This is a genomic window from Bradyrhizobium betae (assembly GCF_050632175.1).
GTDB lineage: Bacteria > Pseudomonadota > Alphaproteobacteria > Rhizobiales > Xanthobacteraceae > Bradyrhizobium > Bradyrhizobium betae_B.
Genome location: NZ_CP192576.1, coordinates 6,182,487 through 6,208,872 on the forward strand (window position 1 = coordinate 6,182,487; position 26,386 = coordinate 6,208,872).

General features: G+C 65.3%; 13 protein-coding genes and 5 pseudogenes. 9 read left to right on the top strand and 9 right to left on the bottom strand.

What is annotated here, in order from left to right; translation table 11 throughout:
• Nucleotides 1-16: 16 nt before the first annotated feature.
• A pseudogene (locus tag ACQ86E_RS29765) lies at nucleotides 17-3,080 on the bottom strand (Rne/Rng family ribonuclease).
• Nucleotides 3,081-3,784: 704 nt separating this feature from the next.
• On the opposite strand from ACQ86E_RS29765, the pseudogene ACQ86E_RS29770 reads away from it, so the two are divergent.
• The 7 genes and pseudogenes from ACQ86E_RS29770 (at nucleotide 3,785) to ACQ86E_RS29800 (ending at nucleotide 14,951) form a co-directional block, all read left to right on the top strand.
• Nucleotides 3,785-5,076, top strand: a pseudogene (locus ACQ86E_RS29770) (N-acetylmuramoyl-L-alanine amidase).
• A gap of 203 nt (nucleotides 5,077-5,279) precedes the next feature.
• Nucleotides 5,280-7,754 carry a penicillin-binding protein 1A gene (locus tag ACQ86E_RS29775; RefSeq protein WP_431203009.1) on the top strand — a complete coding sequence of 825 codons (2,475 nt, stop codon included), beginning with the start codon at nucleotides 5,280-5,282 and terminating at the stop codon, nucleotides 7,752-7,754.
• 234 nt (nucleotides 7,755-7,988) lie between these two features.
• Nucleotides 7,989-10,493: a penicillin-binding protein 1A gene (locus tag ACQ86E_RS29780; protein WP_431203010.1), complete on the top strand. Its 2,505-nt coding sequence runs from the start codon at nucleotides 7,989-7,991 to the stop codon at nucleotides 10,491-10,493.
• Nucleotides 10,494-10,601: 108 nt separating this feature from the next.
• Nucleotides 10,602-11,731, top strand: a pseudogene (locus ACQ86E_RS29785) (hypothetical protein); the annotation flags it as partial.
• A gap of 2 nt (nucleotides 11,732-11,733) precedes the next feature.
• On the top strand, nucleotides 11,734-12,615 hold the full coding sequence (locus tag ACQ86E_RS29790) for an NAD(P)-dependent oxidoreductase (protein ID WP_431206595.1): 882 nt from the start codon (nucleotides 11,734-11,736) through the stop codon (nucleotides 12,613-12,615).
• 80 nt (nucleotides 12,616-12,695) lie between these two features.
• Nucleotides 12,696-13,607 (top strand): DMT family transporter, encoded by a 912-nt coding sequence (locus ACQ86E_RS29795; protein ID WP_431203011.1) that lies wholly within the window; start codon nucleotides 12,696-12,698, stop codon nucleotides 13,605-13,607.
• A gap of 108 nt (nucleotides 13,608-13,715) precedes the next feature.
• Nucleotides 13,716-14,951: an ABC transporter substrate-binding protein gene (locus ACQ86E_RS29800; RefSeq protein ID WP_431203012.1), complete on the top strand. Its 1,236-nt coding sequence runs from the start codon at nucleotides 13,716-13,718 to the stop codon at nucleotides 14,949-14,951.
• Here ACQ86E_RS29800 and ACQ86E_RS29805 read toward each other — a convergent pair whose 3' ends face one another.
• From ACQ86E_RS29805 to ACQ86E_RS29825, 5 genes are read right to left on the bottom strand one after another with little or no spacing between them, the layout of a single operon-like run.
• Complete coding sequence (locus ACQ86E_RS29805; RefSeq protein WP_431203013.1) at nucleotides 14,952-16,199, bottom strand: O-antigen ligase family protein; 1,248 nt, start codon at nucleotides 16,197-16,199, stop codon at nucleotides 14,952-14,954.
• Entirely contained in the window at nucleotides 16,196-17,590 is a 1,395-nt protein-coding gene (locus ACQ86E_RS29810; RefSeq protein ID WP_431203014.1) for a glycosyltransferase family 4 protein, read from the bottom strand. The genes ACQ86E_RS29805 and ACQ86E_RS29810 overlap by 4 nt, the downstream gene beginning before the upstream one ends.
• Entirely contained in the window at nucleotides 17,587-18,327 is a 741-nt protein-coding gene (locus ACQ86E_RS29815; RefSeq protein WP_375309224.1) for an ABC transporter ATP-binding protein, read from the bottom strand. The genes ACQ86E_RS29810 and ACQ86E_RS29815 overlap by 4 nt, the downstream gene beginning before the upstream one ends.
• 2 nt (nucleotides 18,328-18,329) lie before the next feature.
• Nucleotides 18,330-20,282, bottom strand: coding sequence for a glycosyltransferase (locus tag ACQ86E_RS29820; protein ID WP_431203015.1), 1,953 nt, complete (start codon nucleotides 20,280-20,282; stop codon nucleotides 18,330-18,332).
• A 7-nt stretch (nucleotides 20,283-20,289) separates the two neighbouring features.
• Nucleotides 20,290-20,451 carry a hypothetical protein gene (locus ACQ86E_RS29825; protein WP_431203016.1) on the bottom strand — a complete coding sequence of 54 codons (162 nt, stop codon included), beginning with the start codon at nucleotides 20,449-20,451 and terminating at the stop codon, nucleotides 20,290-20,292.
• Between the two features lie 127 nt (nucleotides 20,452-20,578).
• Between ACQ86E_RS29825 and ACQ86E_RS29830 the strand changes: the two genes are divergently transcribed.
• Entirely contained in the window at nucleotides 20,579-21,457 is an 879-nt protein-coding gene (locus ACQ86E_RS29830; RefSeq protein ID WP_431203017.1) for a DUF6502 family protein, read from the top strand.
• Nucleotides 21,454-22,651 (top strand): annotated as a pseudogene (locus ACQ86E_RS29835) (DUF5666 domain-containing protein). Before ACQ86E_RS29830 ends, ACQ86E_RS29835 begins: the two are co-directional and overlap by 4 nt.
• A 43-nt stretch (nucleotides 22,652-22,694) precedes the next feature.
• Here ACQ86E_RS29835 and ACQ86E_RS29840 read toward each other — a convergent pair.
• The 3 genes and pseudogenes from ACQ86E_RS29840 to ACQ86E_RS29850 form a co-directional block, all read right to left on the bottom strand.
• Nucleotides 22,695-23,591 (bottom strand): catalase-related domain-containing protein, encoded by an 897-nt coding sequence (locus tag ACQ86E_RS29840; RefSeq protein WP_431206596.1) that lies wholly within the window; start codon nucleotides 23,589-23,591, stop codon nucleotides 22,695-22,697.
• 6 nt (nucleotides 23,592-23,597) lie between these two features.
• A pseudogene (gene catE / locus ACQ86E_RS29845) lies at nucleotides 23,598-24,817 on the bottom strand (catalase C); the annotation flags it as partial.
• Between the two features lie 91 nt (nucleotides 24,818-24,908).
• Complete coding sequence (locus ACQ86E_RS29850) at nucleotides 24,909-26,285, bottom strand: peptidoglycan DD-metalloendopeptidase family protein (protein WP_431203018.1); 1,377 nt, start codon at nucleotides 26,283-26,285, stop codon at nucleotides 24,909-24,911.
• Nucleotides 26,286-26,386: the final 101 nt, after the last annotated feature.

The following is a 26,386-nucleotide window of genomic DNA, read 5'->3' on the forward strand; positions in this document are numbered from 1 at the left end:
TTATTCTCTGCCCGGCTTACTCGCCGCCGCCGAAGCGCCGCGACCACCAGCCGGCGCGGCGCGGTGCGGTCGATGCTTCAGTCGCCGCTTCCGGTGCGGGTTCAGGTGCAGGCGGAGCCGCGGGCTCCGGCGCAACCGGCGCTGCGGGTTCGCTCGCGCTGCTCGACAGGAAGCTCACCTTTTCGCGGACCGTTGAGCGGCGCCGCGCGGCCTTGTCGTCGACGGGCTCTTCCTCTGCGACGGCGGGCTGAGGCTGGGCCGGCGCTTCGGCTTGCGGCTCAAAGCGTAGCTCGGACTGAGCGACCTGCGGCTCAGGGACGCTGATGTGTTCGGAATGCGCAATCGAGGGCGCAGCCTCGTCGTTCGCCCCGTCAAAATCGGCGACCGCCTCGGTTGCTTCCGGCGGCGCATGGCCGCCGAGATCGTCGCCGATGGAGCCGGCGAGACCCTCCTCATTGCCACCGCGCCGACGGCGTCCGCCACGGCGACCGCGCCGGCGGCGGCGATCGCCGTTGCCCTGCTGATCGCCACGGGCTGCCTGCTCCTCGCCGTCCTCGCCACCGTCCTGTTCGGACTCGGTGTCCTCCTCGCCTTCGCCGGCCGCGATGGCAGGTTCGGGAAGGGTGGGCGGGCTGTCTTCGCGAAGTTCACCATCGCGCTGGCCACGGCCGCGCCGGCGGCGGCGGCGCTTGCGGCGCTGGCCGTCCTGCTCGGTCGTTGCGTCGCCGGCAGCCTGCTCTTCGGTGAGACCTTCGGTCTCCTCGGTCTCGACCTCGGATTCGGTCTCCGGATCGAACTCCTCGTCGTCATAGGGCTCTTCAATGAGCGGCGGCGGGCTCGCGGCCACCTGCGCTGCGAGCAGCGCCTTGGCGGCCTCGAGCGTGTGCACCTGCTCGCCGCGGTCGATGACATAGGCCTGCGGGCCGCTGACGCTGGGGTCGGCGATGACCGCCAGGGAGACCTTGAAGCCGTTTTCGAGATCGCGCAGATGACCGCGCTTGTGATTCAGCACGTAGAGCGCGACGTCGGTGCGGGTGCGGACCACCAGATTGTGGGTCGCGCCCTTCATCAGGATCTCTTCGAGGCCGCGCAGCAGCTGGAGCGCCACCGAGGACACCGAGCGGACATGGCCGGTGCCGCCGCAATGCGGGCAGGGATCGGTCGACGATTCCAGCACGCTGGCGCGGATGCGCTGGCGCGACATCTCGAGCAGGCCGAAATGCGAGATGCGGCCGACCTGGATGCGCGCGCGATCCTGCCTGAGGCAATCGGACAGCTTGCGCTCGACGGCGCGGTTGTTGCGCTTCTCGTCCATGTCGATGAAGTCGATGACGATCAGGCCGGCGAGGTCGCGCAGGCGAAGCTGGCGGGCGACCTCTTCGGACGCCTCCAGATTGGTCTTGAGCGCGGTGTCCTCGATGTGATGCTCGCGGGTCGATCGGCCGGAGTTGACGTCGATCGAGACCAGCGCCTCGGTCTGGTTGATCACGATATAGCCGCCGGAGCGCAGCTGCACCGTCGGCGAGAACATCGCGTCCAGCTGACTCTCGACGCCCATCCGCGAGAACAGCGGCTGGCCGTCGCGATACTGCTTCACCGCGCTGACATTGGCGGGCATCAGCATCTTCATGAAGTCGCGCGCCTCGCGGTAGCCGGATTCACCGGCAACCGAGATCTCGTCGATCTCCTTGTTGTAGAGATCGCGCAGCGAGCGCTTGATCAGCGAGCCTTCCTCGTAGACGAGGGTCGGGGCCTGTGACTTCAGCGTCAGGTCGCGCACCGTCTCCCACATCCGGATCAGATATTCGAAGTCGCGCTTGATCTCGGGCTTGGTGCGGGCAGCGCCCGCGGTGCGCAGGATGATGCCCATGCCCTCGGGCACGTCGAGGTCCTGCACCACTTCCTTCAGGCGGGAACGGTCCTGCGCGCTGGTGATCTTGCGGCTGATGCCGCCGCCGCGCGCGGTGTTGGGCATCAACACGGCGTAGCGGCCGGCGAGCGAGAGATAGGTCGTCAGCGCCGCGCCCTTGTTGCCGCGCTCTTCCTTCACGACTTGCACCAGCATCACCTGGCGGCGCTTGATCACTTCCTGGATCTTGTACTGGCGGCGCGGGCGGAAGGTGCGCACCGGCACCTCCTCGAGCACGTCGTCACCGCCGACGGATCTCGACGACCTCCTCTTCGGCGTCCTCGTCATCCTCGTCCTCGTCGTCCTCCTCATCGGAGTCGTGATGAGGGGCCTCATTGCTCTCGCCGGCGGCGTACACGGCATCGGCCGGTTCAGCCGCGGCGGTCACGGCTTCGGCCAGAGCCTCGGCGTGCGCCTCGGAGGTGGCAGCTTCGTGCGGCTCGGCGGCGGCCTCGGTCGCAACCACAGGCTCGGCACCAAAGGCTGCGACGGGCGCAGGGGTCTCGTCGGTATGATCATGGCCGTGATGATGGTGCTCGCCGTCATGACCATGATCATCGTGATCGTGGGCGTGATGGTGATCGCCATCATGGGCATGATGATCGTCGTGGTGATCATGTTCGCCATGGTCGTGGTCGTGGTGATCGTATCCTTCGTGCTCGCCATGAAGCTCCGCATCGGCGTGCAGATGCTCGCCTTCGTGCAATGCGCCTTCGGCGTGCTCCGGCCGTGCCTCGCCCTCGACCGGCTGGGCCGCCAGGTCGGAGCCTTCGACGATGTCGCTGCGGACGCGTTCGCCCTGGCTGCGACGGCGGGAGTTGCGGTGGCGTGAGCGGCGGCGGCCGTGGGAGCGGTTATCGCTCTCTTCCTCGGCTTCGCGATGGGCCTGTTCTTCGGCCTCGATCAGCGCCTGCCGGTCGGCGACCGGGATCTGGTAATAGTCGGGATGGATTTCGCTGAAGGCGAGGAAGCCGTGGCGGTTGCCGCCATACTCGACGAAGGCGGCCTGCAGCGAGGGTTCGACCCGCGTGACCTTGGCGAGGTAAATGTTCCCGCGCAGTTGCTTGCGTTGCGCGGTCTCGAAATCAAACTCTTCGACGCGATTGCCGCGGACCACGACGACCCGGGTCTCTTCCGGGTGGGTGGCATCGATCAACATCTTGTTGGGCATGTCTTAGCTCTTGGCGGCGGCGGGCGCGATTCACCGTGGGCGCCATGATGTGCGCTGCCGGGTGACGCGACGGTCCACCTGATTCGGGGGTGAGGGGAAGGCCGAAACGCCGTCTCTCGCGCCTTGCCGGACCGGAAGCCGAAGGGCCGAAGCGGCGCGCGGGATTGTCTCTCCGCAGCGTCGCGAATGGTCCTTCAGAATTCGTCGGCACAGTCTGGCGCATCAAGCGTCGGCCCGTATGAAACCTGGGCGGCGAGGCCGCCCTTCAATCAGTTGCTGCTGGCCAGGCATGGCGCGAGCGCGCTCGCCTTGGGATTACGAACCGCCCCCTTGGGATTAAGGGACCGGGTAACGGGTTACGCCGCTGTCAGAACCGTCCCGGACACATAGTGGTAACCGGGGACCGTCCACCGCCGGTACTTGCCCCGCTTCATCTCGCTGCCGCGCACCGCGCTGGTCTTTGAGAGAAACGGAAAACGCTGGAATTCCCAAACCTTGAGAGTTCCGGCGCTGCACCGGGAGGCTGAATGCGACACAACCGGAAATATCGGCCGTCAGCACTCCGTACATACGTGGAATGGACCATCCGTGCAAGGAGCGTCGCACGGCAGTCACAGTCGGCAACTTTCGCGCCTTCGTCATTAAGGATCGTTTAACCCTGTAGTTCTATTGCCTTAAAAGGGCTGCTCGGAGGCACGGAATCGGTGGCGAGCCGCGCAAATCAAAGGGTTTTGCTGGGATGCGCGCTTCTCTGCGCCGCAGCATTGCCATGTGCTGATTCTTCGCGCCTGAAGGCCGCGGAAAGTCAGGCGCAACCCTCTGTTGCGGCAGTCAAGTTTCCCGTCGCCTCGGCCGCCCGGCTGGCCGGCGACGGCAAGCAGACCCGCTTCATCCTCGATATCGATCAGGCCGTCACGTTCCGCGCGGTGATGCTCGCCGACCCTTACCGCGTGGTGGTCGACGTTCCCCAGGTCAATTTTCAACTGCCCGCCGGCACCGGGGCCGGGGGCGGGGACTGGTCAAGGCCTTCCGCTATGGGCTGGTCATGCCCGGCGGATCGCGAATCGTGTTCGACCTGACGGGGCCGGCCAAGATCGCCAATTCGTACGTGCTGGAGGCGGCCAACGGCCAGCCGGCCCGGCTCGTGCTCGAGCTGGAGGAGGTCGATCGCGCTGCCTTCGTGCAGTTGCTGCCGCCGGAAAGCCGCCCCGAGCTGAGGCCCGCCATCGCCGACGCGCCGCCCGCGACGGTTCCCGCCGCCCCCGCCGAGGCGGCGCAGCAGAAAGCCGATGGCCGCCCCGTCGTCGTGATCGATCCCGGTCATGGCGGCATCGACAACGGCACCCAGTCGAGCGGCGAGAGCGAGAAGAACCTGGTTCTCGCCTTCGGCCTGGCGCTCCGCGACAAGCTGGAAAAGGCCGGCAAATACCGCGTGGTGATGACGCGGGACGACGACACCTTCATCCCCCTCAACGACCGGACCAAAGTCGCCCGTAACCTCAAGGCCGCGCTGTTCGTCTCCATTCACGCCGACGCGCTGCCGCGCGCGGAAGGCGATGCGCAGGGCGCCACGATCTACACGCTGTCCGACAAGGCCTCCGACGCCGAGGCCCAACGTCTGGCGGATGCGGAAAACCGGGCGGACGCGATCGCGGGCTTCAACCTCGCGGAGGAGCCGACCGATGTCGCCGATATCCTGATCGACCTCACTCAACGGGAAACCCGCACCTTTTCAAACCGTTTCGCCCGCCTTTTGATGGGTGAAATGAAGTCGACCGTGCGGATGCACAAGCATCCCCTGAAGTCGGCCGGTTTCCGGGTGCTGAAGGCGCCCGACGTGCCGTCGGTGCTGGTCGAGATAGGTTACGTCTCCAACAAGGGCGATCTGGAGCATCTGGTCTCGGAGGGCTGGCGGTCCAAGGCCGTTGGCGCGATGGCGCAGGCGATCGACGGGTTCCTGACCAAGCGGATGGCGACGGCCGGGGCGGGGAATTGACGGAGGAATGCCGGGACCGCTGGAGCCCTAGTTTGGCCACAGCGCCCGCCTTATAGAACCGTCCGAAGGAGGCCTGGGAACGACGACAATCCCGTTCGGCAAGTGTCTCCAGGTCCGGCCTGATGTGATTGCGTAGGCTGGTGAATGTGCAATATCGGGGTGGCGCTTCGCTTGGCGCTCCGGACTGGGTAGATCGTCACATAATGCGCTTTCTTGTGCGATTTCTGGGCTTCCTGTTCACTGCGGGAACGGTTGTCTTCTTGGCCGGCGTTGGCGTCGCGGCTGGCTTGATGTGGCATTTCTCCAAGGACTTGCCGGAGTACTCTCAGCTCCAGGATTACGAGCCGCCGGTGATGACCCGCGTGCATGCGGTCGACGGTTCGCTGCTTGGCGAATACGCCAAGGAGCGGCGGCTGTATCTGCCGATCCAGGCGATGCCCAAGCTCGTGATCAACGCGTTCCTCGCAGCCGAGGACAAGAATTTCTACGAACATGGCGGCATCGACTACACCGGCATGGCTCGTGCCGGGCTGCTGCTGATCCAGAACTTCGGCTCGAACCGTCGCCCGCAGGGTGCTTCCACAATTACCCAGCAGGTTGCCAAGAACTTTCTCCTAACGAACGAGGTTTCGTTCGCCCGCAAGATCAAGGAAGCGTTGCTGGCGATGCGGATCGAGAAGGCCTATTCGAAGGACAAGATCCTCGAGCTGTATCTGAACGAGATCTATCTCGGTCTCGGCGCCTACGGCATCGCAGCCGCCTCGCTGGTCTATTTCGACAAGTCCGTGAACGAACTCACCGTCGCCGAGGCCTCTTACCTCGCGGCGCTGCCGAAGGCGCCAGCCCTTCTACATCCCGTGAAGAATCATGATCGCGCCATCGAGCGCCGCAATTACGTGATCGACCGCCTGCTGGAGAACGGCTGGATTCAGCAGGCCGACGCCGACAAGGCTCGCAAGGAGCCGCTCGCCGTCACCAGCCGATCCAACGGTGCCCACACCTTCGCCGGCGAATATTTCGCCGAGGAAGTCCGCCGCGACATCTTCGAGCGTTACGGCGAGAAGAAGCTCTACGAGGGCGGTCTTTCTATCCGCACCACGCTCGATCCGAAGATCCAGGTCATGGCGCGCAAGGCCATGGTCACCGGCCTCGTGAATTACGACGAGCAGCAGGGCTATCGCGGCGCCATGAGCAAGCTCGATATTTCGGGCGACTGGGGCGTGAAGCTCGCCGAGATCAAGTCGCTCTCCGACATCTCGCCGTGGCGCATGGCGGTGGTGCTGGAGACCAGCGACCAGTCGGCGCGGATCGGTTTCCAGCCGAGCCGTGAGCTCGGCGGCGCCGTGAGCAAGCAGCGTGAGACCGGCCTCATCACGGCCGACGGCGTGCGGTGGGCGAGGGCGGCCCAGGGCAAGACCCCGACCTCGGTCGCGCAGGTGTTGCAGCCCGGCGACGTGATCTATGCCGATCCGCTTTACTCCAAGGAGGGACAACCGGTCGAAGGTCAGTACCGGCTGCGCCAGATTCCCGAAGTGTCCGGCGCGATGGTGGCGATGGATCCCTGGACCGGCCGCGTGCTCGCGATGGTCGGCGGCTTCTCGTTCGATCAGAGCCAGTTCAACCGCGCCACGCAGGCCTACCGGCAACCCGGCTCAACTATCAAGCCAATCGTCTATTCGGCCGCGCTCGATAATGGCTACACGCCATCGAGTGTGCTCGTCGATGGGCCGATCGAGATCGATCAGGGGCAGGCCGGCGTCTGGCGGCCGGACAATTTCTCGGTGGGCAAGTATCAAGGTCCAACCACGCTGCGCAACGCGCTGCGACTGTCGCTCAACACGGTGACCGTGCGGCTCGCGCAGGACATCGGTATGCCCCTGATCGGAGAGTACGCCAAGCGGTACGGCGTCTATGACGAACTGCCGAACTATCTCTCCTATGCGCTCGGCACCGGCGAAACCACAGTGATACGTATGGCCACGGCTTACTCAATGTTCGCCAATGGCGGCCGTCGCGTGAAGCCGACCCTGATCGACCGCATCCAGGACCGTTACGGCCACACCATCTTCAAGCACGATCAGCGCGAATGCCGCGGCTGCGACGCGCCGGGCGGCTGGAAGAACCAGGCCGAGCCCCAACTGATCGACCGCCGCGAGCAGGTTCTTGATGTTTTGACGGCCTACCAGATCACCTCGATGATGGAGGGCGTGGTGCAGGGCGGCACGGCCGGGGCCCTGCGCGAGGTCGGCAAGCCGATCGCCGGGAAGACGGGGACCACCTCCGATGCAAAGGATCTCTGGTTCGTAGGCTTCTCGTCCGATCTCGTCGTCGGACTCTACGTCGGCTACGATAAGCCTCGCAGCCTTGGCCGAAGTGCCCAGGCAGGCCATACGGCTGCCCCGATTGCGAGGGACTTCATGAAGTTGGCGCTGGCGGACAAGCCGGCGACGCCATTCCGGATTCCTGCCGGCATCAAGCTGGTCCGGGTCGATGCCAAGACCGGCATGCGGGCGGTGCCGGGCGAGTCCGGCCGAACCATCCTCGAGGCCTTCAAGCCCGGTACCGCACCTTCGGACAATTATTCCGCGATCGGGATGACCGATGAGGACGGCCGCACACCGCAGTTGCCGCCCGAGACCGGTTTCATCATGCGCCCGGGTACTGGCGGATTATGGTAGTCCATTAGGACGGCACCGATGCCTCCAGCAACCCGAATCGCAAAAAGGGACTTTGCCTGACCCGCCCAAAGCCCTAGTTTGGCCACAGCGGACGCATTATAAAACGAGGAATCAGCGAAAATCCTTCCGGCGGACCAGCCGGGGCTTGGCGTCAATGTAAGCTGGCAGTTTTGGTGAATTGCTTCGTTGGAAAGCGCCATTGAGCGGCGCCAGGATTGAACGGATAAACAGATAATGCGCTTGCTGGTGCGGTTCATGGGCTTCCTGTTCGCCGCGGGAACGGTGGTGTTCCTTGTCGGTGTCGGGGCCGTGGCAGGCCTGATCTGGCATTTCTCCAAGGACTTGCCGGACTACTCTCAGCTTCAGGATTACGAGCCGCCGGTGATGACCCGCGTGCACGCGGTCGACGGCTCGCTGCTCGGCGAATACGCCAAGGAGCGGCGGCTGTATCTGCCGATCCAGGCGGTGCCGAAGCTCGTGATCAACGCGTTCCTCGCGGCCGAGGACAAGAATTTCTACGAACATGGCGGCATCGACTACACCGGCATGGCGCGCGCCGGCATGGCCTACATCCAGAATTACGGCTCGAACCGCCGTCCGCAGGGCGCCTCCACCATCACCCAGCAGGTCGCCAAGAACTTCCTGCTCACCAACGAGGTCTCCTTCGCCCGCAAGATCAAGGAAGCCTTGCTGGCGATGCGGATCGAGAAGACCTACTCGAAGGACAAGATCCTCGAGCTGTATCTGAACGAGATCTATCTCGGCCTCGGCGCCTACGGCATCGCGGCCGCTTCGCTGGTCTATTTCGACAAGTCGGTGAACGAGCTGACCGTCGCCGAAGCGTCCTATCTGGCCGCGCTGCCGAAAATGCCCGCGACGCTGCATCCGGTCCGCAACCGCGACCGCGCCATCGAGCGCCGCAATTACGTGATCGATCGTCTGCTGGAGAACGGCTGGATCAAGCAGGCCGACGCCGACAAGGCCCGCAAGGAGCCGCTGGCCGTCACCAGCCGCTCCAACGGTGCTCACACCTTCGCCGGCGAGTATTTCGCCGAGGAAGTCCGCCGCGACATCTTCGAGCGCTACGGCGAGAAGAAGCTCTACGAGGGCGGGCTCTCCGTCCGTACCACGCTCGATCCGAAGATCCAGGTCATGGCGCGCAAGGCCATGGTCACCGGCCTCGTGAATTATGACGAGCAGCAGGGCTATCGCGGCGCCATGAGCAAGCTCGATATTTCGGGCGACTGGGGCGTGAAGCTTGCCGAGATCAAGTCGCTCTCCGACATCTCGCCGTGGCGCATGGCGGTGGTGCTGGAGACCAGCGACCAGTCGGCGCGGATCGGTTTCCAGCCGAGCCGTGAACTCGGCGGCGCCGTGAGCAAGCAGCGTGAGACCGGCCTCATCACGGCCGACGGCGTGCGGTGGGCGAGGGCGGCCCAGGGCAACGCCAAGGGCAAGACCCCGACCTCGGTCGCGCAGGTGCTGCAGCCCGGCGACGTCATCTATGCCGATCCGCTCTACAGCAAGGAGGGACAGCCGGTCGAAGGTCAGTACCGGTTGCGCCAGATTCCGGAAGTGTCCGGTGCGATGGTGGCGATGGATCCCTGGACCGGCCGCGTGCTCGCGATGGTCGGCGGCTTCTCGTTCGATCAGAGCCAGTTCAACCGCGCCACGCAGGCCTACCGTCAGCCGGGCTCGTCGTTCAAGCCGATCGTTTATTCGGCCGCGCTCGACAATGGCTATACGCCCTCGACCGTCGTCCTCGACGCGCCGATCGAAATCGACCAGGGCCAGGGTGCCGGCGTGTGGCGGCCTGAGAACTTCTCCTCGGGCAAGTTCCAGGGACCGGTGACGCTGCGCAACGCGCTGCGGCAGTCGCTCAATACCGTGACGGTGCGGCTTGCGCAGGACATAGGCATGCCGCTGATCGGCGAATATGCCCGCCGCTTCGGAGTCTATGACGAACTGCCGAACTATCTCTCCTACGCGCTCGGCGCCGGCGAGACGACGGCGATGCGCATGGTCACGGCCTATTCGATGCTCGCCAATGGCGGCCGCCGGGTGAAGCCAACCTTGATCGACCGGATCCAGGACCGCTACGGCCACACCATCTTCAAGCACGATCAGCGCGAATGCCGCGGCTGCGACGCGCCGGGCGGCTGGAAGAACCAGGCCGAGCCCCAGCTCATCGACCGCCGCGAGCAGGTGCTGGACTCCATGACCGCCTATCAGATCACCGAACTGATGGAAGGCGTGGTCCAGGCCGGCACCGCGACCGTGGTCAAGGCGGTCGGCAAGCCGATCGCCGGCAAGACGGGCACCACCAACGAGGCCAAGGACGCCTGGTTCGTCGGCTTCTCGCCCGACGTCGCCGTCGCGATCTATATGGGCTATGACAAGCCGCGACCGCTCGGCAAGGGCAACGCCGCGACCGGCGGCCATCTGGCAGCTCCGATCGCGCGTGACTTCCTCCAGCTCGCGCTCGCCGACAAGCCGGCGGTGCCGTTCAAGGTGCCCGCCGGCATCAAGCTGGTCCGCGTCGTCGCCAAGACCGGCATGCGCGCCGGCCCCGGCGAGACCGGCGGAACCATCCTTGAGGCCTTCAAGCCAGGCACGGCGCCGCCGGACAATTACTCGGTCATCGGCGTTGCCGATGCCGACGGCCGCATGCCGGCGTCGCAACAGCAGCAGCCGGATTCCGGCTTCTTCATGCGGCCGGGCACCGGCGGGCTGTACTAGCGTATAAGGCGGAGGATCGCGGCCGCGGCGGTTGCGCTTTGCGGCCGCCGCCGCTACACCGCGATCTCAATTGCACGCGGAGACAATTCCGCGAGATCAGAGAACGACATGCGCGCCGAAATCGAACGGTTGGTAGAAGAGATCAAGCAGTCAGTCGGGCTGCTGAGGAGGCATCTTTGACGTCGAGAAATCGACGGCGCGCCTCGCTGAGCTGAACAAGCTCGCAGAAGATCCCAACCTCTGGAACGATCCCCAGAAGGCCCAGAAGCTGATGCAGGAGCGCACCTCGGCTCGAGGATTCGCTGTCCGGCATCGGCAAGGTCGAGCAGGAGCTCGAAGACGACATCGGCATGATCGAGCTCGGCGAGGCCGAGGGCGATACCGGTGTCGTGGCTGAAGCTGAAGCTGCGCTGAAAGCCCTCAAGAAGGAAGTCGCCCGGCGCGAGCTCGAGGCGCTGCTATCGGGCGAGGCCGATCGCTTCGATTCCTATCTGGAAGTCCATGCCGGCGCCGGCGGCACCGAGAGCCAGGACTGGGCGCAGATGCTCTTGCGCATGTACACGCGCTGGGCCGAGACGCACGGCTTCAAGGTCGAGTTCCTCGAAGAGTCCGAGGGCGAAGAAGCGGGCATCAAGTCCGCGACGATCCAGGTCTCCGGTCATAACGCCTATGGCTGGCTCAAGACGGAGGCGGGCGTGCACCGGCTGGTGCGCATTTCGCCATTCGATTCCAACGCGCGGCGGCACACCTCGTTCTCGAGCGTGCAGGTGTTCCCGGTCATCGACGACAGCATCAAGATCGACATCAAGGAATCCGACGTCCGCGTCGACACCATGCGTTCGGGCGGCGCCGGCGGCCAGCACGTCAACAAGACTGAATCTGCGGTGCGCCTGACGCACATCCCGACCGGCGTTGCCGTGGTCTGCCAGGCCGGCCGCTCCCAGCACAAGAACAAGGCGCAGGCCTGGGACATGCTGCGTGCGCGCCTCTACGAGATCGAGCTGAAGAAGCGCGAGGAGAAGGCTGCCGCGGACCAGGCCGCCAAGACCGATATCGGCTGGGGTCACCAGATCCGCTCCTACGTGCTGCAGCCCTACCAGATGGTGAAGGATCTGCGCACGGGCGTGCAGACCTCCGACACCGCGGGCGTGCTCAACGGCGAGCTCGACGACTTCATGGCCGCGACGCTGGCGCAGCGCGCTTTCGGCACCCCCGGTGCCGACATCGAGGACGTCGACTGATGCCGCGCGTTGCCTTCATCGGACTTGGGCGGATGGGCCGCGGCATGGCCGGCCGCTATCTCGATGCCGGCTTCACGGTGACGCTGTGGAATCGCAGCAAGGCAAAAGCCGAAGACCTCATCGCGCGCGGCGCACATTGGGCGACCTCGCCCGAGGATGCCGCGATCGACGCCGACGCGGTCGTGACCATGGTGGCCGACGACGAAGCCTCGCGCGCGGTCTGGCTTGGGCCCAATGGCGCGGCCAAGACGGCGAAGGCTGGTACCATCGCTATCGAATGCTCCACCGTCTCCCATGACCACGCCCGCGAGATGGGCCGCGAACTCAACGCGCGCAGCCTGATCTATCTCGATTGTCCCGTGACGGGTTTGCCGGATGCGGCAGCCAGCGGGAAACTGACGCTGCTGGTGGGTGCCAACGCGGCTGACCTCGATCGCGCGCGGCCCTATCTCGATCCCATCGGCTCGACCATCCGCCATTTCGGACCGGTCGGCGCCGGCACGGTCTACAAGCTCATCAACAATTTGATGGGCGCGATCCAGATCGCCGGCCTCGCCGAAGGTCTCGCCATTGCGGAGCAGGCCGGCCTCGACATGAACCTCGTGCTGGAATCGATCCAGGCGGGCGTGGCCGCAAGCCCGCAGGTGCAGCGCCACTCCAGGCGCATGGTCGCCCGCGATTTCAGCGGTGCGACCTTCACCGCCGCGCTGCGGCACAAGGATGCCGCTTACGCGGTGAAGCTCGCCGAGAGCCTGCTGGCCGACAAGCCGCTGGTCTCGCGCGCCGCGGTCGAGGCGTACGCGCAGGCGAAGGCCGCGATGCCTGATGACGATGAAGGCCGGATGATCGAGCTGGTGTCGCGGCCGAAGAAGCCGTTCTGAGCGGTCGAATATCGGAAATCGGGTGGCGATCTTTGCCGCATCGTCTTACGCGGCAGTCTCTTCCGCTGAAATGAGACGCCATGTCCCCCAATGACAACCGGATCGACGCGCGGGACTGGTCGCTGCTCGCTGTGCTCTCGGTCCTCTGGGGCGGGTCGTTCTTCTTCAACGGCGCGGCATTGCGGGAATTGCCGCCACTGACTCTCGTGTTCCTGCGCGTTGTCCTCGGTGCGGCCATTCTGCTGCCGCTTCTCCGCATGCAGGGCATCAGCTTTCTCAGGGGCATGACGGGCTGGAAGCCGTTCGTTGCAATCGGACTGCTCAACAACGTCATCCCGTTCTCGTTGATCGTGATCGGACAGACTTTTGTTCCGAGCGGGCTGGCGTCGATTCTGAATGCGACCACGCCGTTGTTCACGGTGATCGTCATGGCGATCGCGGGCGAGGAGGCCTTGCAGATGCGGCGGGTGGCCGGTGTGGCGCTCGGCCTCGCCGGCGTGGTCATCCTGCGCGGATGGGGCATCGAGACGCGGTCGTGGCAGGAACTCGGCATTCTGCTCTGCCTCGGCGGCGCGCTCAGTTACGGCTTTGCGGCACTGGCGGCGCGGCGATTGTTGAAGGATTCGACGCCGCTTGGAACGGCGACGTTTCAGCTGATGGCGTCGACGGTGATGATGGCGGCCGTCGCCGGCGTGGTGGAGCAGCCGTGGCATCTTCCGATGCCGGGCCTCACGACCTGGCTCGCGGTCCTCGGGCTCGCTGCCCTGTCGACGGCGCTCGCCTACATCGTCTTCTTTCAGATCATACGGCGTTCCGGCGCGAGCAGCGTCATGCTGGTGACGCTGCTCATTCCCGTCACCGCCATTCTTCTGGGATGGCTGGTGCTGGGCGAGCCGATCTCCATGCGCGAGATCGCGGGCGCGATCGTCATCGGCAGTGCGCTGCTCGTGATCGACGGGCGCTTCCTGAATCTGCTGCGCCGCACCGTCTAGGTTCCAGATCGCCGTTTCACCGTGCGGAAAATCGCGGCGCTTGCCAGCAGCACGCAGCCTTGCGACACTCGCGGCAAAACAAGACTACAAAATACAGGGGAGAGAACGATGCCGGGTCGTCGCCAAAACCTTGCTGCCCTCGCCATGCTTGCTGCCGGAGTGCTGGCTGCAACATCTGCCATGGCACAGAAGAAATACGACCCTGGCGCCACCGACACAGAAGTGAAGATCGGCAACATCATGCCTTATAGCGGGCCGGCCTCGTCCTATGGCGTGATCGGCAAGACCGAAGCCGCGTTCTTCAAGATGATCAACGACCATGGCGGCATCAACGGGCGCAAGATCAATTTCATCAGCTATGACGATGCCTATTCGCCGCCGAAGGCAATCGAGCAGGCGCGCAAGCTGGTCGAGAGCGACGAGGTTTTGCTGATCTTCCAGCCGCTCGGCACGCCCTCGAATTCCGCGATCATGAAATACATGAACGCCAAGAAGGTGCCGCAGCTCTTCGTCGCCTCCGGCGGCACCAAGTTCGGCGATCCCAAGAACTTCCCGTGGACGATGGGTTTCCAGCCGAACTACCAGAGCGAGGGGCGCATCTACGCGAAATATATCCGCGACAAGTTTCCGAACAGCAAGATCGCGGTGCTCTGGCAGAATGACGATGCCGGCAAGGACCAGTTCAAGGGCCTGAAAGACGGCCTCGGCGACAAGGTCAATATGATCATCGCCGACAAGTCCTACGAGGTCAGCGATCCCTCGATCGACTCGCAGATCGTCGCCTTGCACGATTCCGGCGCGGATATCTTCTTCTCGTGGGCGGCGCCAAAAGGTTCGGCGCAGGCGATCCGGAAGGTCGGCGAGCTCGGCTGGAAACCGAAATTCTTCCTCGCCAACACGGCCACCTCCATCGCGTCGGTGCTGAAGTCCGCCGGGCTCGACTATGCCAGGGACATCATCTCGACCGCGTATCTGAAGGACCCGACCGATCCGACCTGGGACAAGGACCCGGCCGTGGTGAAGTGGCGCGAGTTCATGGACAAATATTACCCCGATGGCGACAAGACCAATGCCAACAACCTCTATGGCTATGTGCAGGCCGAGGCGATGGCGCAGGTGCTGAAGCAGTGCGGCGACAACCTCACGCGCGAGAACGCGATGAAGCAGGCCACCAGCCTGAAGAATTTCCACACCGACCTGATGCTGCCCGGCATCATGGTCAACACGTCGTCCGATGATTACTTCCCGATCGAGCAGATGCAACTGATGCGCTTCAACGGGCTGGCCTGGGAGCTGTTCGGCGAGGTCATCACCGGCGAGGTCGGCCACGAGCGCAGCCCGTAGTCAGGATTCCGCGCCAGCCCTGCGTTTCAGCACCATGCCGCCGGCGACGCCGACGCCGAGCACGTACATCCACCCCTCGTGGAAATCGAACAGGTGCGAGTTCAGCAGCGAGCTCGCGATGTTCTGCACGACGGCGACGAGGCCGATCCAGGCGGCAAGACCTTGGCCCAGAAACAGGCGAAGGTGGGCGATCCACATCGTGTAAAGAAGGACGACGCCGAGCAGGCCCCATTGCATGGCGACGTTGAGGGTCTGGTTGTGCGGATTGCTGACGATCTCCGCATCGAGACGGCTGCCGCCGGTGGCGGCGCGCTCGAACTGCCGCTTGATCGATCCGGTGCCATGGCCGATCAGGGGCGCCTCAGTGAAGGCGTGAAGTGCCTTGCGCCAATAGGTCAGCCGCTGTGCGGTCGAGGCGCGGCTGATGTCCTCATGGCCATGGCGGTATTCGACGGCGATGTCGGTGATGCGCTGGCGCAGATAGGGCGATGTCGTCCAGGCCAGTGTGCTCGCGGCGACAGCGCCCGCGAGCAGGAGCAGTGCCGCCTGCCGGCCGAGATGCCTCCAGGCAAACAGGGCGAGCAGCACCGCAATGCAGAGCAGCGCCGTGCGGGCCGATGCGACGAACACCATGTTGGTCACGAACAGCAGGATCAGCGCCAGGCACGCGCCCGCGGCGACCACGCGCCTGTCGCGCCAGAAAATCAGCGCGGGCAGCGCAAGTGCAAAGGCGCAGAGAGTGAATTCCTGGCTCTGGTCGATGTAGTTCTTGACGGGCACGCCCGCCGACGCCGTTGTGGTGATCTTCCAGGCGGGATCAAGCAACACGATCCAGGAATAGACCGCAAGCAGCGCGCAGGAGCCGAGAAAGACGACGCAGACCCACAAGCCGCGCTCCGACCGGCTGAAATGGTAGAGCAGCGGCGGAATCAACACGAGCTTGGCCACCGGCTTGATCGCGTGCAGCCGGTCCGTCCAGGCACCGTCGGACCAGAGCGTCCCGACGAGCGCGAGCAGCAGGAAGGCAAAGGGCAGCGCGAACGCAGGCCGGGCGAGCTGCCGCCCATAGTCGCGCCAATCGATCGTCGGCGTCACCGCCAGCAGCCAGAGGCCGACGAGGATCGACGGCGCCGTGGTCGACCAGGGCAGCGAGGCCGCGATCAGGACGGCGAGCCCATCGGTGGTCCCTGTCAGCGCGGCCGAATGGCCGAGGGCGGGCCTGCGGCCATGTCCGCATTCGGCGTTCATCCGTACGATGCCAGCTGTCCGGCGGCGAGGCTTGCGCCGGGCGCCTCATGTCCGAGGAAATCGCGGGCCTGGGTCTCATAGCCGAAGCGCTCGGCGAGCTCGCTGCGCCGCGCCTTGATCCTGCCACGCCATTCCTCCTGCCGCGTCATCACACGGGTAACGGAGGCCGCGACCGAGTCGGTCGAGAACGGGTCGAAATAGTCCGCAAGCTCGCCCGCGACTTCGCGGAACACCGCGATATCGGAGCACAGCACCGGCGTGTTCGCGGCAAGCGCCTCGATGATCGGCACGCCAAAGCCTTCGGCGAAGCTCGGCATGATCAGCCCGTGGGCCTCGGCAATGAGGGCGGCCTTCTCTTGCTCGTCGACATAGCCGGCGAAGCGAACATTTGGCGGCAGATTGCGCATCCGGTTGATCTCGCCGGCATAGCCGATTACGACGAGATCGGCCTGCGGTACGCCACGGAAGGCGCGGATGACGGTGGCGACGTTCTTGCGCGGCTCGTTCGAGACGATGACGACGAAGCTCGGCCGCCCCGGACGGCCCGACGGGGCTGGGAGGTGCAGGACATCCGGGGCGTCGAACCGGGTGCGGGGATACACGACCCGCGCCGGCAGGTGCGCAAATTGCGGCAACAGATCCCTGAACCGCGTCATGCTGTAGTTTGAAACGAAGGCGAGCTCGTCGGCCTGCCGCAGGCTGGTCAGCAGTCGCGACAGGAACAGCCGTGTCGCGACGTCGCTGAGCTTGAGGTCGGTGAGCGGCAGCAGGTCATGGACCACGCAGATCACCTTGGCGCCCGGCTTGCGCCGGATCGCGACCCGCGTCGGCGTGTCCACCACGATGATGTCGTAGTCGCGCGCGTCGACCCGCGGCGGCGGCAGCAGGAAGAAGGCGGAGGAATCCTGGTAGCTGTAGAAGCCGGGCTCGAGCTGAAATTCACGGAACAGCTCGAGGTGGCGCAGGTCGGGCGGGACGTATTCGATCGCGGCGGTCTTGTTCTCGATGCGCCGGGCATTCAGTCCGCGCAGGCCGATGGCGCGCAGGAAGCAGAGGGCGTAGTCCGGCGATACCGACATGGCGACCTTGTGGCGGAGCCAGTCGAGCGTGCGCCGCAGGCCGTTGCGCGCCAGCGGTTCGGCCATGTTGATCTCGTCGAGGAAGCGGTAGAGCGCGAGCAGCTCGATGTTGCGCGCCTCCGACGGAAACAGCTTCGTGCGCCGCCCGCGTCCGCGCAGCTTGCGATAGCGCCGCGAGGTCTCGACCAGCAGTGTCAGCTCGTGGCCCTCGGCCGCGAGCGAGCGCATCAGCTCGCGCGTGAAGTGGAAGATGCCGCGCTTGTGGTTGGGCTCCCCCAGCGCCTCGGAGACGACAAGGATGGTCTGTTTCATGCGCGTTTCTCGCGGAGCTCGAAGGCGTGCGTGGCCGGCGGCTCGACCGTCACGGTCGAGGCGATGCGGCCGTGGTCGAGGTTGATGATGCTGGAGCAGGTGCGCCGGAGCAGCGGCTGGTCGTGCGAGGCGATGATCACGATCGCCGCCTGCGAGACGAGGTTTTGCAGCCGCCGCTCGGCTTTCTCCGCGAAATGCTCGTCGACGACGCTGAGCCATTCGTCGAGCAGGAGGATGTCGGCCGGGAAGGCGGTGGCGGTGGCGAACAGCACGCGCATCAGCATTCCCGAGGAGAACATCCGCAAGGGCAGCCGCTGCATCCGCGTCTCGAGCTCGGTGAAGGCCCAGATCTCGTCGATCACGCTGCGGGTCGGCTTGCGGCCGCCGATCCGCAGCAGCAGTGCGATGTTGTCCTCCGCCACGAAATCCAGGTTGACGCCGGCGTTCAGGCCGAGCAGGGGCACGATGTTGCCCCTGACCGCAAGGCGGCCGGTGCTCGGCGGGTACACGCCAGCGATGAGGCGCAGCAGCGTCGACTTGCCGGAGCCGTTGGGGCCGGCAAGCCCGATACGGGCGCCGGGTTCGGCCTCGATCGTGACATTGTCGACGGCGCGGATGGTCCGCATCTCGCCGGGCTCGCGGATGAGGTGACCGAGCAGCCGCCGCTTCAGCGAGAAGTCGTAGGCGCCGTAGAGCGGATAATCGAGACAGACGTTGCGCAGGCTGATCGAGACCATGGTCAGATCCAGAATGCGGCTTTGCGCAGGTGAACCAGCGTCAGCGCGCTCGCAAAGATCAGCAACGCCAGGGTGACGAGGACGTAGACGAGGCTGGTCGGGTCGACATGGCCGCCCGCAAGCGGCTCGCGCCACACCGCGAACAGGTGCGTCAGCGGATTGAGCCGCATCACCGTTGCGCGGTGGTTGATCATTTCGGCCGACCAGATCACGGGCGAGGCGAGGAAGGCGAGCATCAACGTGGATTCGATGATCGGCTTGAGGTCGCGATAGCGCGTTGCCATCGCGCCAAGGACGAGGCTCAGGGCGAAGGTGCAGGCCACGAACAGGAGCAGGCCGGGCAGCGCCGCCAGCGCGTGAGAGAGGTCGTGGGGCGACAGGACCAGCCACAGCAGCAGCGGCACGCAGGCATTATGCAGCGCGAACAGTCCCTGGCGGAACGTGCATTGCAGCAGGAAGATCACCGGCGGCAATGCCCGGTCGCGGATCAGGCTCGCGGAGTTCTGCAGCGCCGTGGTCGCATCGAGCACCACGCTGTTGAGGAAGGTCCAGGCCGTCATCGACAGCGCCAGCATGGGGAGCCGCGACAGGATGTCGGCGTTCGACATCTGGCCGATCACCGAGCCCAGCACCACGACCACGATCGCCATCTGCAGCGACATCCAGAAAGGTCCGAGCAGCGAGCGCACGTAACGGTGCCGCATGTCGGACCAGGCCAGGGCGGCCGCGATCCGGACGCTGTCCGGCCAGCTCGTCGCCTGCGGTGGTTCGGCTGCGGTTGCCGATTCCCTGCAGGGCGCGGTGACGGCGTTGCGGTAGACGGTTTCCATGCCTTCCCGGAAAGCCGTGGCGGAATAGCGGGTGAGGGCGCGGGTGCGGCCCGACAATCCCATGCGCCGGCGGCGCTCGGGGTCGTGGATCAGGGTGTCGATGGCGTCCCCGAGCATTTCCGGATTGCCGGGCGGCACGGTGATGGCCTCCATGCCGTGGCGTGCGACGCGCGGCACGGCGGTATCGAGCGCCGTGTTCACGACGGGGCGACCGGCGGCCATGGCTTCGAGCTGGACCAGACCGAAGGTCTCGGCGTTGGTCACCGACGGCATCACGAAGACGTCGGACAGGCACATCAGCTTGATGCGCTCGCTGTCGTTGACCGAGCCGAGCAGGCGGACGCGGTCGGTCAGGCCGAGTTCGCGGATCATCTGTTCGAGCCGGGGCCGTTCGGTGCCTTCGCCGATGATCCAGACTTCGAACTTGCGGTTGACGGCGGCGCGGATCAGCACGTCGAACCCCTTGTAGGGCACCAGGCGGCCACAGGCGAGCACGAGCCGGCCGCGATCGTTGACATGGTTCGGCTCGATCTTCGGCCAGTCGTAGCCGGAGGTGTCGATGCCGAATGGAACGACGCGGCATTTGTCGTCGAATTCGCGCAGCAGGGGCGTGGTCTCGACCAGGACGTGGTCCGACACGATGATCGCCTTGGCGCGGCGCAGAGTTCGCCGCATCAACGGCTCGATGAACCAGCGCAGGCCGGCATGGGTGACGATGTCGGCGTGCCAGTGCACCACCAGCGGCCGTTTGGCGCCGAATCCCAGTGCGAAGACGAGATCGGCGAGCGGGAAGGGAGCGTGGAGCGCGAGCAGATCGTGCTCGGCGATTCTCCGCCACAGCCGCCATGGATAGGTCGGGGCGGCGGGAAGCGACAGCAGATTGCCGAACGAGCGGACGCGCTCGACCGGCACGTCGTCGACGACGAGTTCACGCGGCTCGGCCGATTGCGAGCAGACCAGCACGGCGGAGGCAAAAGCATCCTTCAGACCTGCGCAGATGTCGCGGATCACTGTCAGCGTGCCGCCGAACAGGTCGGGATAATAGATCTTGAAGATGTGGAGCACCGACGGGCGGCGCGGGATTTCGTGCAAGGTTTCTTGCAAGGTTTCCTGGCTGTGATGCATGGCGGCGTCAGCCTGCGAGAAGCGCTGCGACGAACGGTGCCGCCAGCACCGACATGAAGATCACGCCGCGCAGCAGCGCCGGCAGGATCGGCTCTATTGTGCCGTGTCCCCGGTCGGGAGCCGGCACGGCACGCAGTGAGCTGGAATTGCGGACCAAGCGGTCAGCCATGGGTGTGTGTCCCTTTACGTCGCGCCCCTCAGTGGCGTCTCGTATATGTGGGAAAATTTACCACGTCAAATGCAAAGTGGGAAAATGTGGGATTGTGTCCCACGTGTGGCGCAGGTACAATTCAGACATGAATGCCAAGTCCGGGTCCAAAGCAGCGGCTCCGCAGCCGAATGCCGCCGCGAAGCTGCACGCGCCGCTGGCGCGGCTGCTGCGCCCGCTCGTGCGGCTGTGCATCCGCAGCGGCATGACCTTTCCGGCGCTGGCGCAACTGCTTCGCGAACTGTTCGTCAACGTCGCCGAGCATGATTTCGCGCTGGAGGGCAAGGAGCAGACCGACAGCCGCGTCAGCCTTCTCACCGGCATCCATCGCAAGGAGGTGGCGCGGCTTCGCGGCGCCGGTGCGCCCGTGAACGAGACGCCGGCGGCGGTGTCGCTGACGAGCGCCGTGATCGCGCGCTGGCTCGCCGCGCCCGAGTTCACCGATGCGAAGGGCGAGCCGCTGGCCCTGCCGCGCACGGCCGAGGCCGATGCGCCGTCGTTCGAGCAACTCGTCGCCTCCGTCACCAAGGACGTGCGACCGCGCGCGGTGCTTGACGAATGGGTCGATCGCAAGCTGGTCACCATCAACGCGGCCGACGAGATCGAGCTGGTCGAGGCGGCCTTCGTCCCATCAGGCGAGGACGACAGCAAGTGGCACTATCTCGGCCGCAATCTGCACGACCATATCGCGGCGGCCGAACGCAACGTCTCGGGCACAGCGCCGCGCTTTCTCGAGCGCGCGGTGCACTACAACAACATCTCGCCGAAGCTTGCACGCCGCCTCGAAGCGCGCTCGCGCGAGCTTGCGATGGACGCTCTGAAGACGGCAAACCGCGAGGCCAACCGCGCGCTTGCCAAGGACAAGGGCGGTGACGCCCGATGGAATTTCGGCATCTACATCTACAGCGAAGATGCCGACGAAGAGGGCGAGGCCAAGTCGGGCGGCAAGGAAGGTGGTTCCTCATGAGCCGGCCGCCGCTCATTTCCCGCCGTCTGCTGCTGACGGGATTCTGGCTCGCCGGCACGGCCATGGCGCGGGCGCAGATCGGGCGCGGCACCGACCAGGGAATCGGCGGCACCGGGCTCACGCGCGGTGACGACCACGGCATCGGCGGCACCGGCATTGTCGGCGTGATCCAGCGCTTCGGCAGCATCTATGTCAACGGCGAGCGCATCACCTATGCCAGCGATGTTCCGGTGCGGATCGATGGCGAAGCGGCGAGCCCCAAGGCCCTGCGTATCGGCCAGCTCGCACGCGTGGTCGCGACCCGTCGTGCTGACGGCGTACTCGTCACGCGCAACATCGCGATTGCGAGCGAAGTCGCAGGTCCCGTCGAATCCGTGAAGGGCAACGAGCTGGCCGTGCTCGGCCAGAAGATCGTCGCGAGCGACAAGGTGAGCAAGCTCCGCATCGGCACGCAGGTTGCGGTCTACGGTCTGCGTCGCACCGACGGCGTGATCGTCGCAAGCCTGGTCGAGCCGCGACGCAAGGCAACCGAGCGTGTCACCGGGGTGGTCGAGCGCGGGCCCGACGGGCTGCGCATCGGCGGGCTGAGGCTGAACGGCGTCGATCCCTTGCTGGTTGGCCAGCGCGTCCAGATCGAAGGCAGCGTGAGCCAGGGCGCGATGCAGGCCGCGCGCACGCGGATCGATGATTTCTCCGATCTGGTCGGCGCAAGCCGCCTGTCGATCGAGGCTTATGTGCAGCGGGCGGGGTCGAACCTCCAGCTCGGCTCCGGCTTCATCGCCCGTGACGGGTCGCGCTTCGGGCCGGCGGCCGGCGAGGCGCGCATGGTGGTCAACGGTGTGTTCGACCGCTCGCGCGGCTTCCAGGTGGATTCGGCAGAGGCCATCGGCCACGGGCCGGGCAATCCCCCGTCCGGCGGTGGCGCTCCCAACCGGTCGCCCGGCGGTTCCATCCTGCATCCGAGATCGTACCGCACCAAACCCGAGCGGTGGCCAGCCCGGTGCACCGGGCGCGCCCGCGCCCGGATCCAGCCCTGGTGCAAACCCCGGTCCGGCGCCGGCGGGCCCGAGCGGCCCGTCAGGTCCCGGCGGCATCGGCTCGCCCGGCGGACCGATGGGGCCCGGCGGGGGCATGGGTGGTGGTGGCGGCTTCGGAGCTCCCGGCGGCGGGATGGGGGGCGGCGGCCGGCGTTGAGCAGAGCCTAGGCGCACGATGAGCGCGCCTCGGCCTTCCTTGCTCAGGGCATCTTGACGTGGGGCTCGCGCTCCCAGACCCGCAATTTGGCGAGGCTGTCGACGAACGATTTGGTCTCTTTCGCGCTTGCGATCGAGATGCAGCCTTCATCGAAATCGTCGGAGGTAATGCCCGCTTTTTCGAACAGCGGCAGCGCCGCATTGACGTAGCCGATGAACTTGCAGTGCGCGAACGCGTCGGCGAGGAAATCGCGTGCCGAGGATTCCAGCAGCAGATCGCCCATCGCATCCGCAGCCGGCAGCAGCGCGACCGCGTCGTAGAGAACGGACGGTCCGCCGTCGATCATCTGATCGGCGTCGATCCAGCTGCCGTCGCTGGCTTTGGCGCCTGTCACCTTCGGCGCGATGATCTCGAAGGTCGCCCCGGCCTTGTCCAGGGCGGCCTTGAGAGCCTTAAGGAGGCCTGCGTCCGAACCGTCGGTGACGAGGATACCAAGCTTGCGTCCCTCGAAGCGCTCCGGACCGTTTTCCACGATGCTCAGGGCGGGCGAAGGATCGAGATCCTGACGCGTGGGCAGGGCTGCATCGGCAGGTTTCGGCATCTTCTGCAGGCCGAGCTTGTCTGCGACCTTGCTCGCCAGTGTCTCGTCGATGTTGAGGAGATGCGAGACCATGCGTTCCCGGATCGCCGGAAGTTTCACCTTGCTGAGCTCGAACGTCAGCGCTGCGGCAATGTGCGACTGCTCGCCTGCAGTCTGACTGATGAAGAACTGACGGGCCTGGCTGTAGTGGTCCGCGAAGCTTTCAGCACGCAGACGGCGCTTTTCGCCTTCCACTACCTCGGGGAACGGCGTGAAGCCGCGCAGTGGCGACTCTCTTGGTCCTTCGCCGAAGGAGTTCGGCTGGTAATTGACGCGACCGATTGGATTGCGCATCGCCATGTGTCCATCCTGCTGAAAATGAGCGAACGGGCATTTCGGCGCATTGATCGGGATGTGAGTGAAATTGGGGCTACCCAGCCGTTTCAGCTGCGTGTCGAGGTACGAGAAATTGCGCCCCTGGAGCAGGGGATCGTTGGAGAAGTCGATTCCAGGCGGAACATTCTGGGTCATGAAAGCGACCTGTTCGGTCTCCGCAAAGAAATTATCCGGCATCCGGTCGAGCACCAGCCGTCCGACCGGAACGGGCGGCAGAATTTCCTCGGGAATGATCTTGGTCGGATCGAGCACGTCGAACTCGAAGGCGTCGGCAAAATCCTGATCGAACAGCTGAAGCTGCAGCTCCCATTCGGGAAAATTGCCGGTCTTGATCGCAGTCCAGAGATCGCGACGGTGGAAGTCCGGATCGGCGCCGTTGATCTTGACCGCTTCGTTCCACACGACCGATTGCAGGCCGAGCTTCGGTTTCCAGTGGAATTTGACGAAGGTGGATTCGTTCTTGGCATTGACGAGCCGGAACGTATGAACGCCGAACCCTTCCATGAAGCGAAACGAGCGTGGGATGGCGCGGTCGGACATCACCCACATGACCATGTGCATGCTCTCGGGGGTGAGGCTTATGAAGTCCCAGAAATTGTCATGCGCCGATTGCGCCTGGGGAAATGCGCAGTCCGGCTCTTCCTTCACGGCGTGGATCAGGTCGGGAAACTTGATCGCGTCCTGAATGAAGAAGACCGGGATGTTGTTGCCGACGATGTCCCAATTGCCTTCCTGCGTATAGAGCTTGACCGCAAAGCCCCGCACGTCCCGGGCGAGGTCGACCGAGCCCTTGCTTCCGGCAACGGTTGAAAACCGAACGAAGGCGGGTGTCTTTTCCCCGCGCGCTGAAACAGGTCGGCCTTGGTGTATTTCGCGAGCGATTTGTAGGTCTCGAAGAACCCATGCGCCGCGTAGCCGCGCGCATGCACGACCCGCTCGGGGATGCGTTCGTGGTCGAAGTGGAAGATCTTCTCTCGGAAATGAAAATCCTCGAGCAAGGTTGGCCCGCGGGGCCCAACCTTCAGTGAGTTCTGGTCGTCGGACACCGGGCCGCCCTGGGCCGTGGTGAGGATGCTCGCCTTGCCCACCGCGGTCTGGTGAAGTTCGCCACCTTCGCCGCGTTCAAGCTTTTGGTCGTGTATGGTTACCGTCCTCGCGGATACGCGAGTCGATTTCGTCGTCTTTGCCATCGTGAGGATCTCCCGGGGCGCCCATGGAGTCCTTCAAGCCGCCTGCGGAGGTTCCGTTCCCCGTTGGAGGCGGCCTCTCATGGCATCACACCTAGCCCGCGCTGAGGCGCACGCCGGCTCGCAGGAACTTCTGCGGATCGACCGCTTCGCCATCGATGCGGGTTTCGTAGTGCAGGTGCGGACCGGTGGAGCGGCCGGTCGATCCGACCAGGCCGATGACCTGGCCGAGCTTCACGATCTCGCCGACCTTGACGTTGATCTCGGAGAGATGGCCGTAGCGGGTCGAGAGTCCATTGCCGTGATCGACCTCAACCATGCGGCCGTAGCCGCCGGACCAGCCGGCCGAGACGACCTTGCCGTTGGCGGTGACGCGCGCGGGATCACCGGTCGCGGCGCGGAAGTCGAGACCGGTATGCATCGCAGGCCGGCCGAGGAAGGGGTCGCTGCGCACGCCGAAGCCGGAGGTGAATTCGACTTCGCCGATGACGGGCTTGCGATAGGGCACCAGCGCCAGCGTGCGATTGAGACGATCCATCTCGGCGCGCGTGGTGTTGATACGATAGAGCTGCTTCTCGAACGGGCCGGCATTGGCCGTCAGCTTGACCGGGATGAACGGCCCGCCCATCGCGGAGCGCGGCACGGCGGCTTCAAGGCTGGCGAGATTGAGGCCAAGATCGCTGACGACGCCGCGCATCCGGCGCATCCGTGAATCCATGCGTTCCTCGACGGCGCCGAGCGCCGCGATCTGGCGGCGCTCGACCTGGTCAAGCGAGGTCGTCAGCCGGACCAGGACGTTGTCGAAACCCTGGTTTTTGGCGAACTGGTTGGTCGGCGGCGCGATGACGGCCGGGGAACGCGATTCGAGTCGTGCCTCGCGATCCGGCGGCGCGACGAAGATCACGGTGTTGCTGATCGGCGACGGCTTAGGCGTGCCCTGCATCAAGCCTTGATTCGTGCCCTGGTTTGAGTCGCCGCGCTGCGGAGTCGCGCGGGGGATCGACCCGGTCACGTCGGGCATGGCGCCAAGCGCCGTCGCCCGGGACTCCAGCGCCGTCTGGCGCTTCATGATCTGGTCGAGCTTCTGGTCGAACTGTTCCTGGTCGAGCAATTGGCGGCTGGTGGTGCGGTCGACCTTGGCGCGCAGCTCGGTGATGCGATCCTCATAGGCGTATTGCATCTCTGCCTGGCGGGCGATCAGCCGGGTCAGGACGTCGTCGCGGAAAGCGAAATAGGTGGCAGTCGCCGCCGACCAGAGTCCGAGCAGTACGACCGTGCCGACCACGATCCAGAACACGACGGGTCCGAGCCGGACCTGCTTGCCGTGATGCACGATGGTGTAGGCGTCGTCGGTCGGGGCAAGGGGAATCGCGGCCGCCACGGCAGCCGTCGGGCGGCGGTGAAAAGCGCGGCCATGGTCGTGAGGGTGATGTTGGGGGTACTGCGAGAGTTGGGCAGAACTTTTCGACATCGGCTCTCCGGCGCCGGTCGGAACGGTTCCTTGCGGCTCAATTGCCGCAGCAATCTGGGCCGGTCATGGTTAATTTTCCGGAAACGGAAGCGCTCGAATCT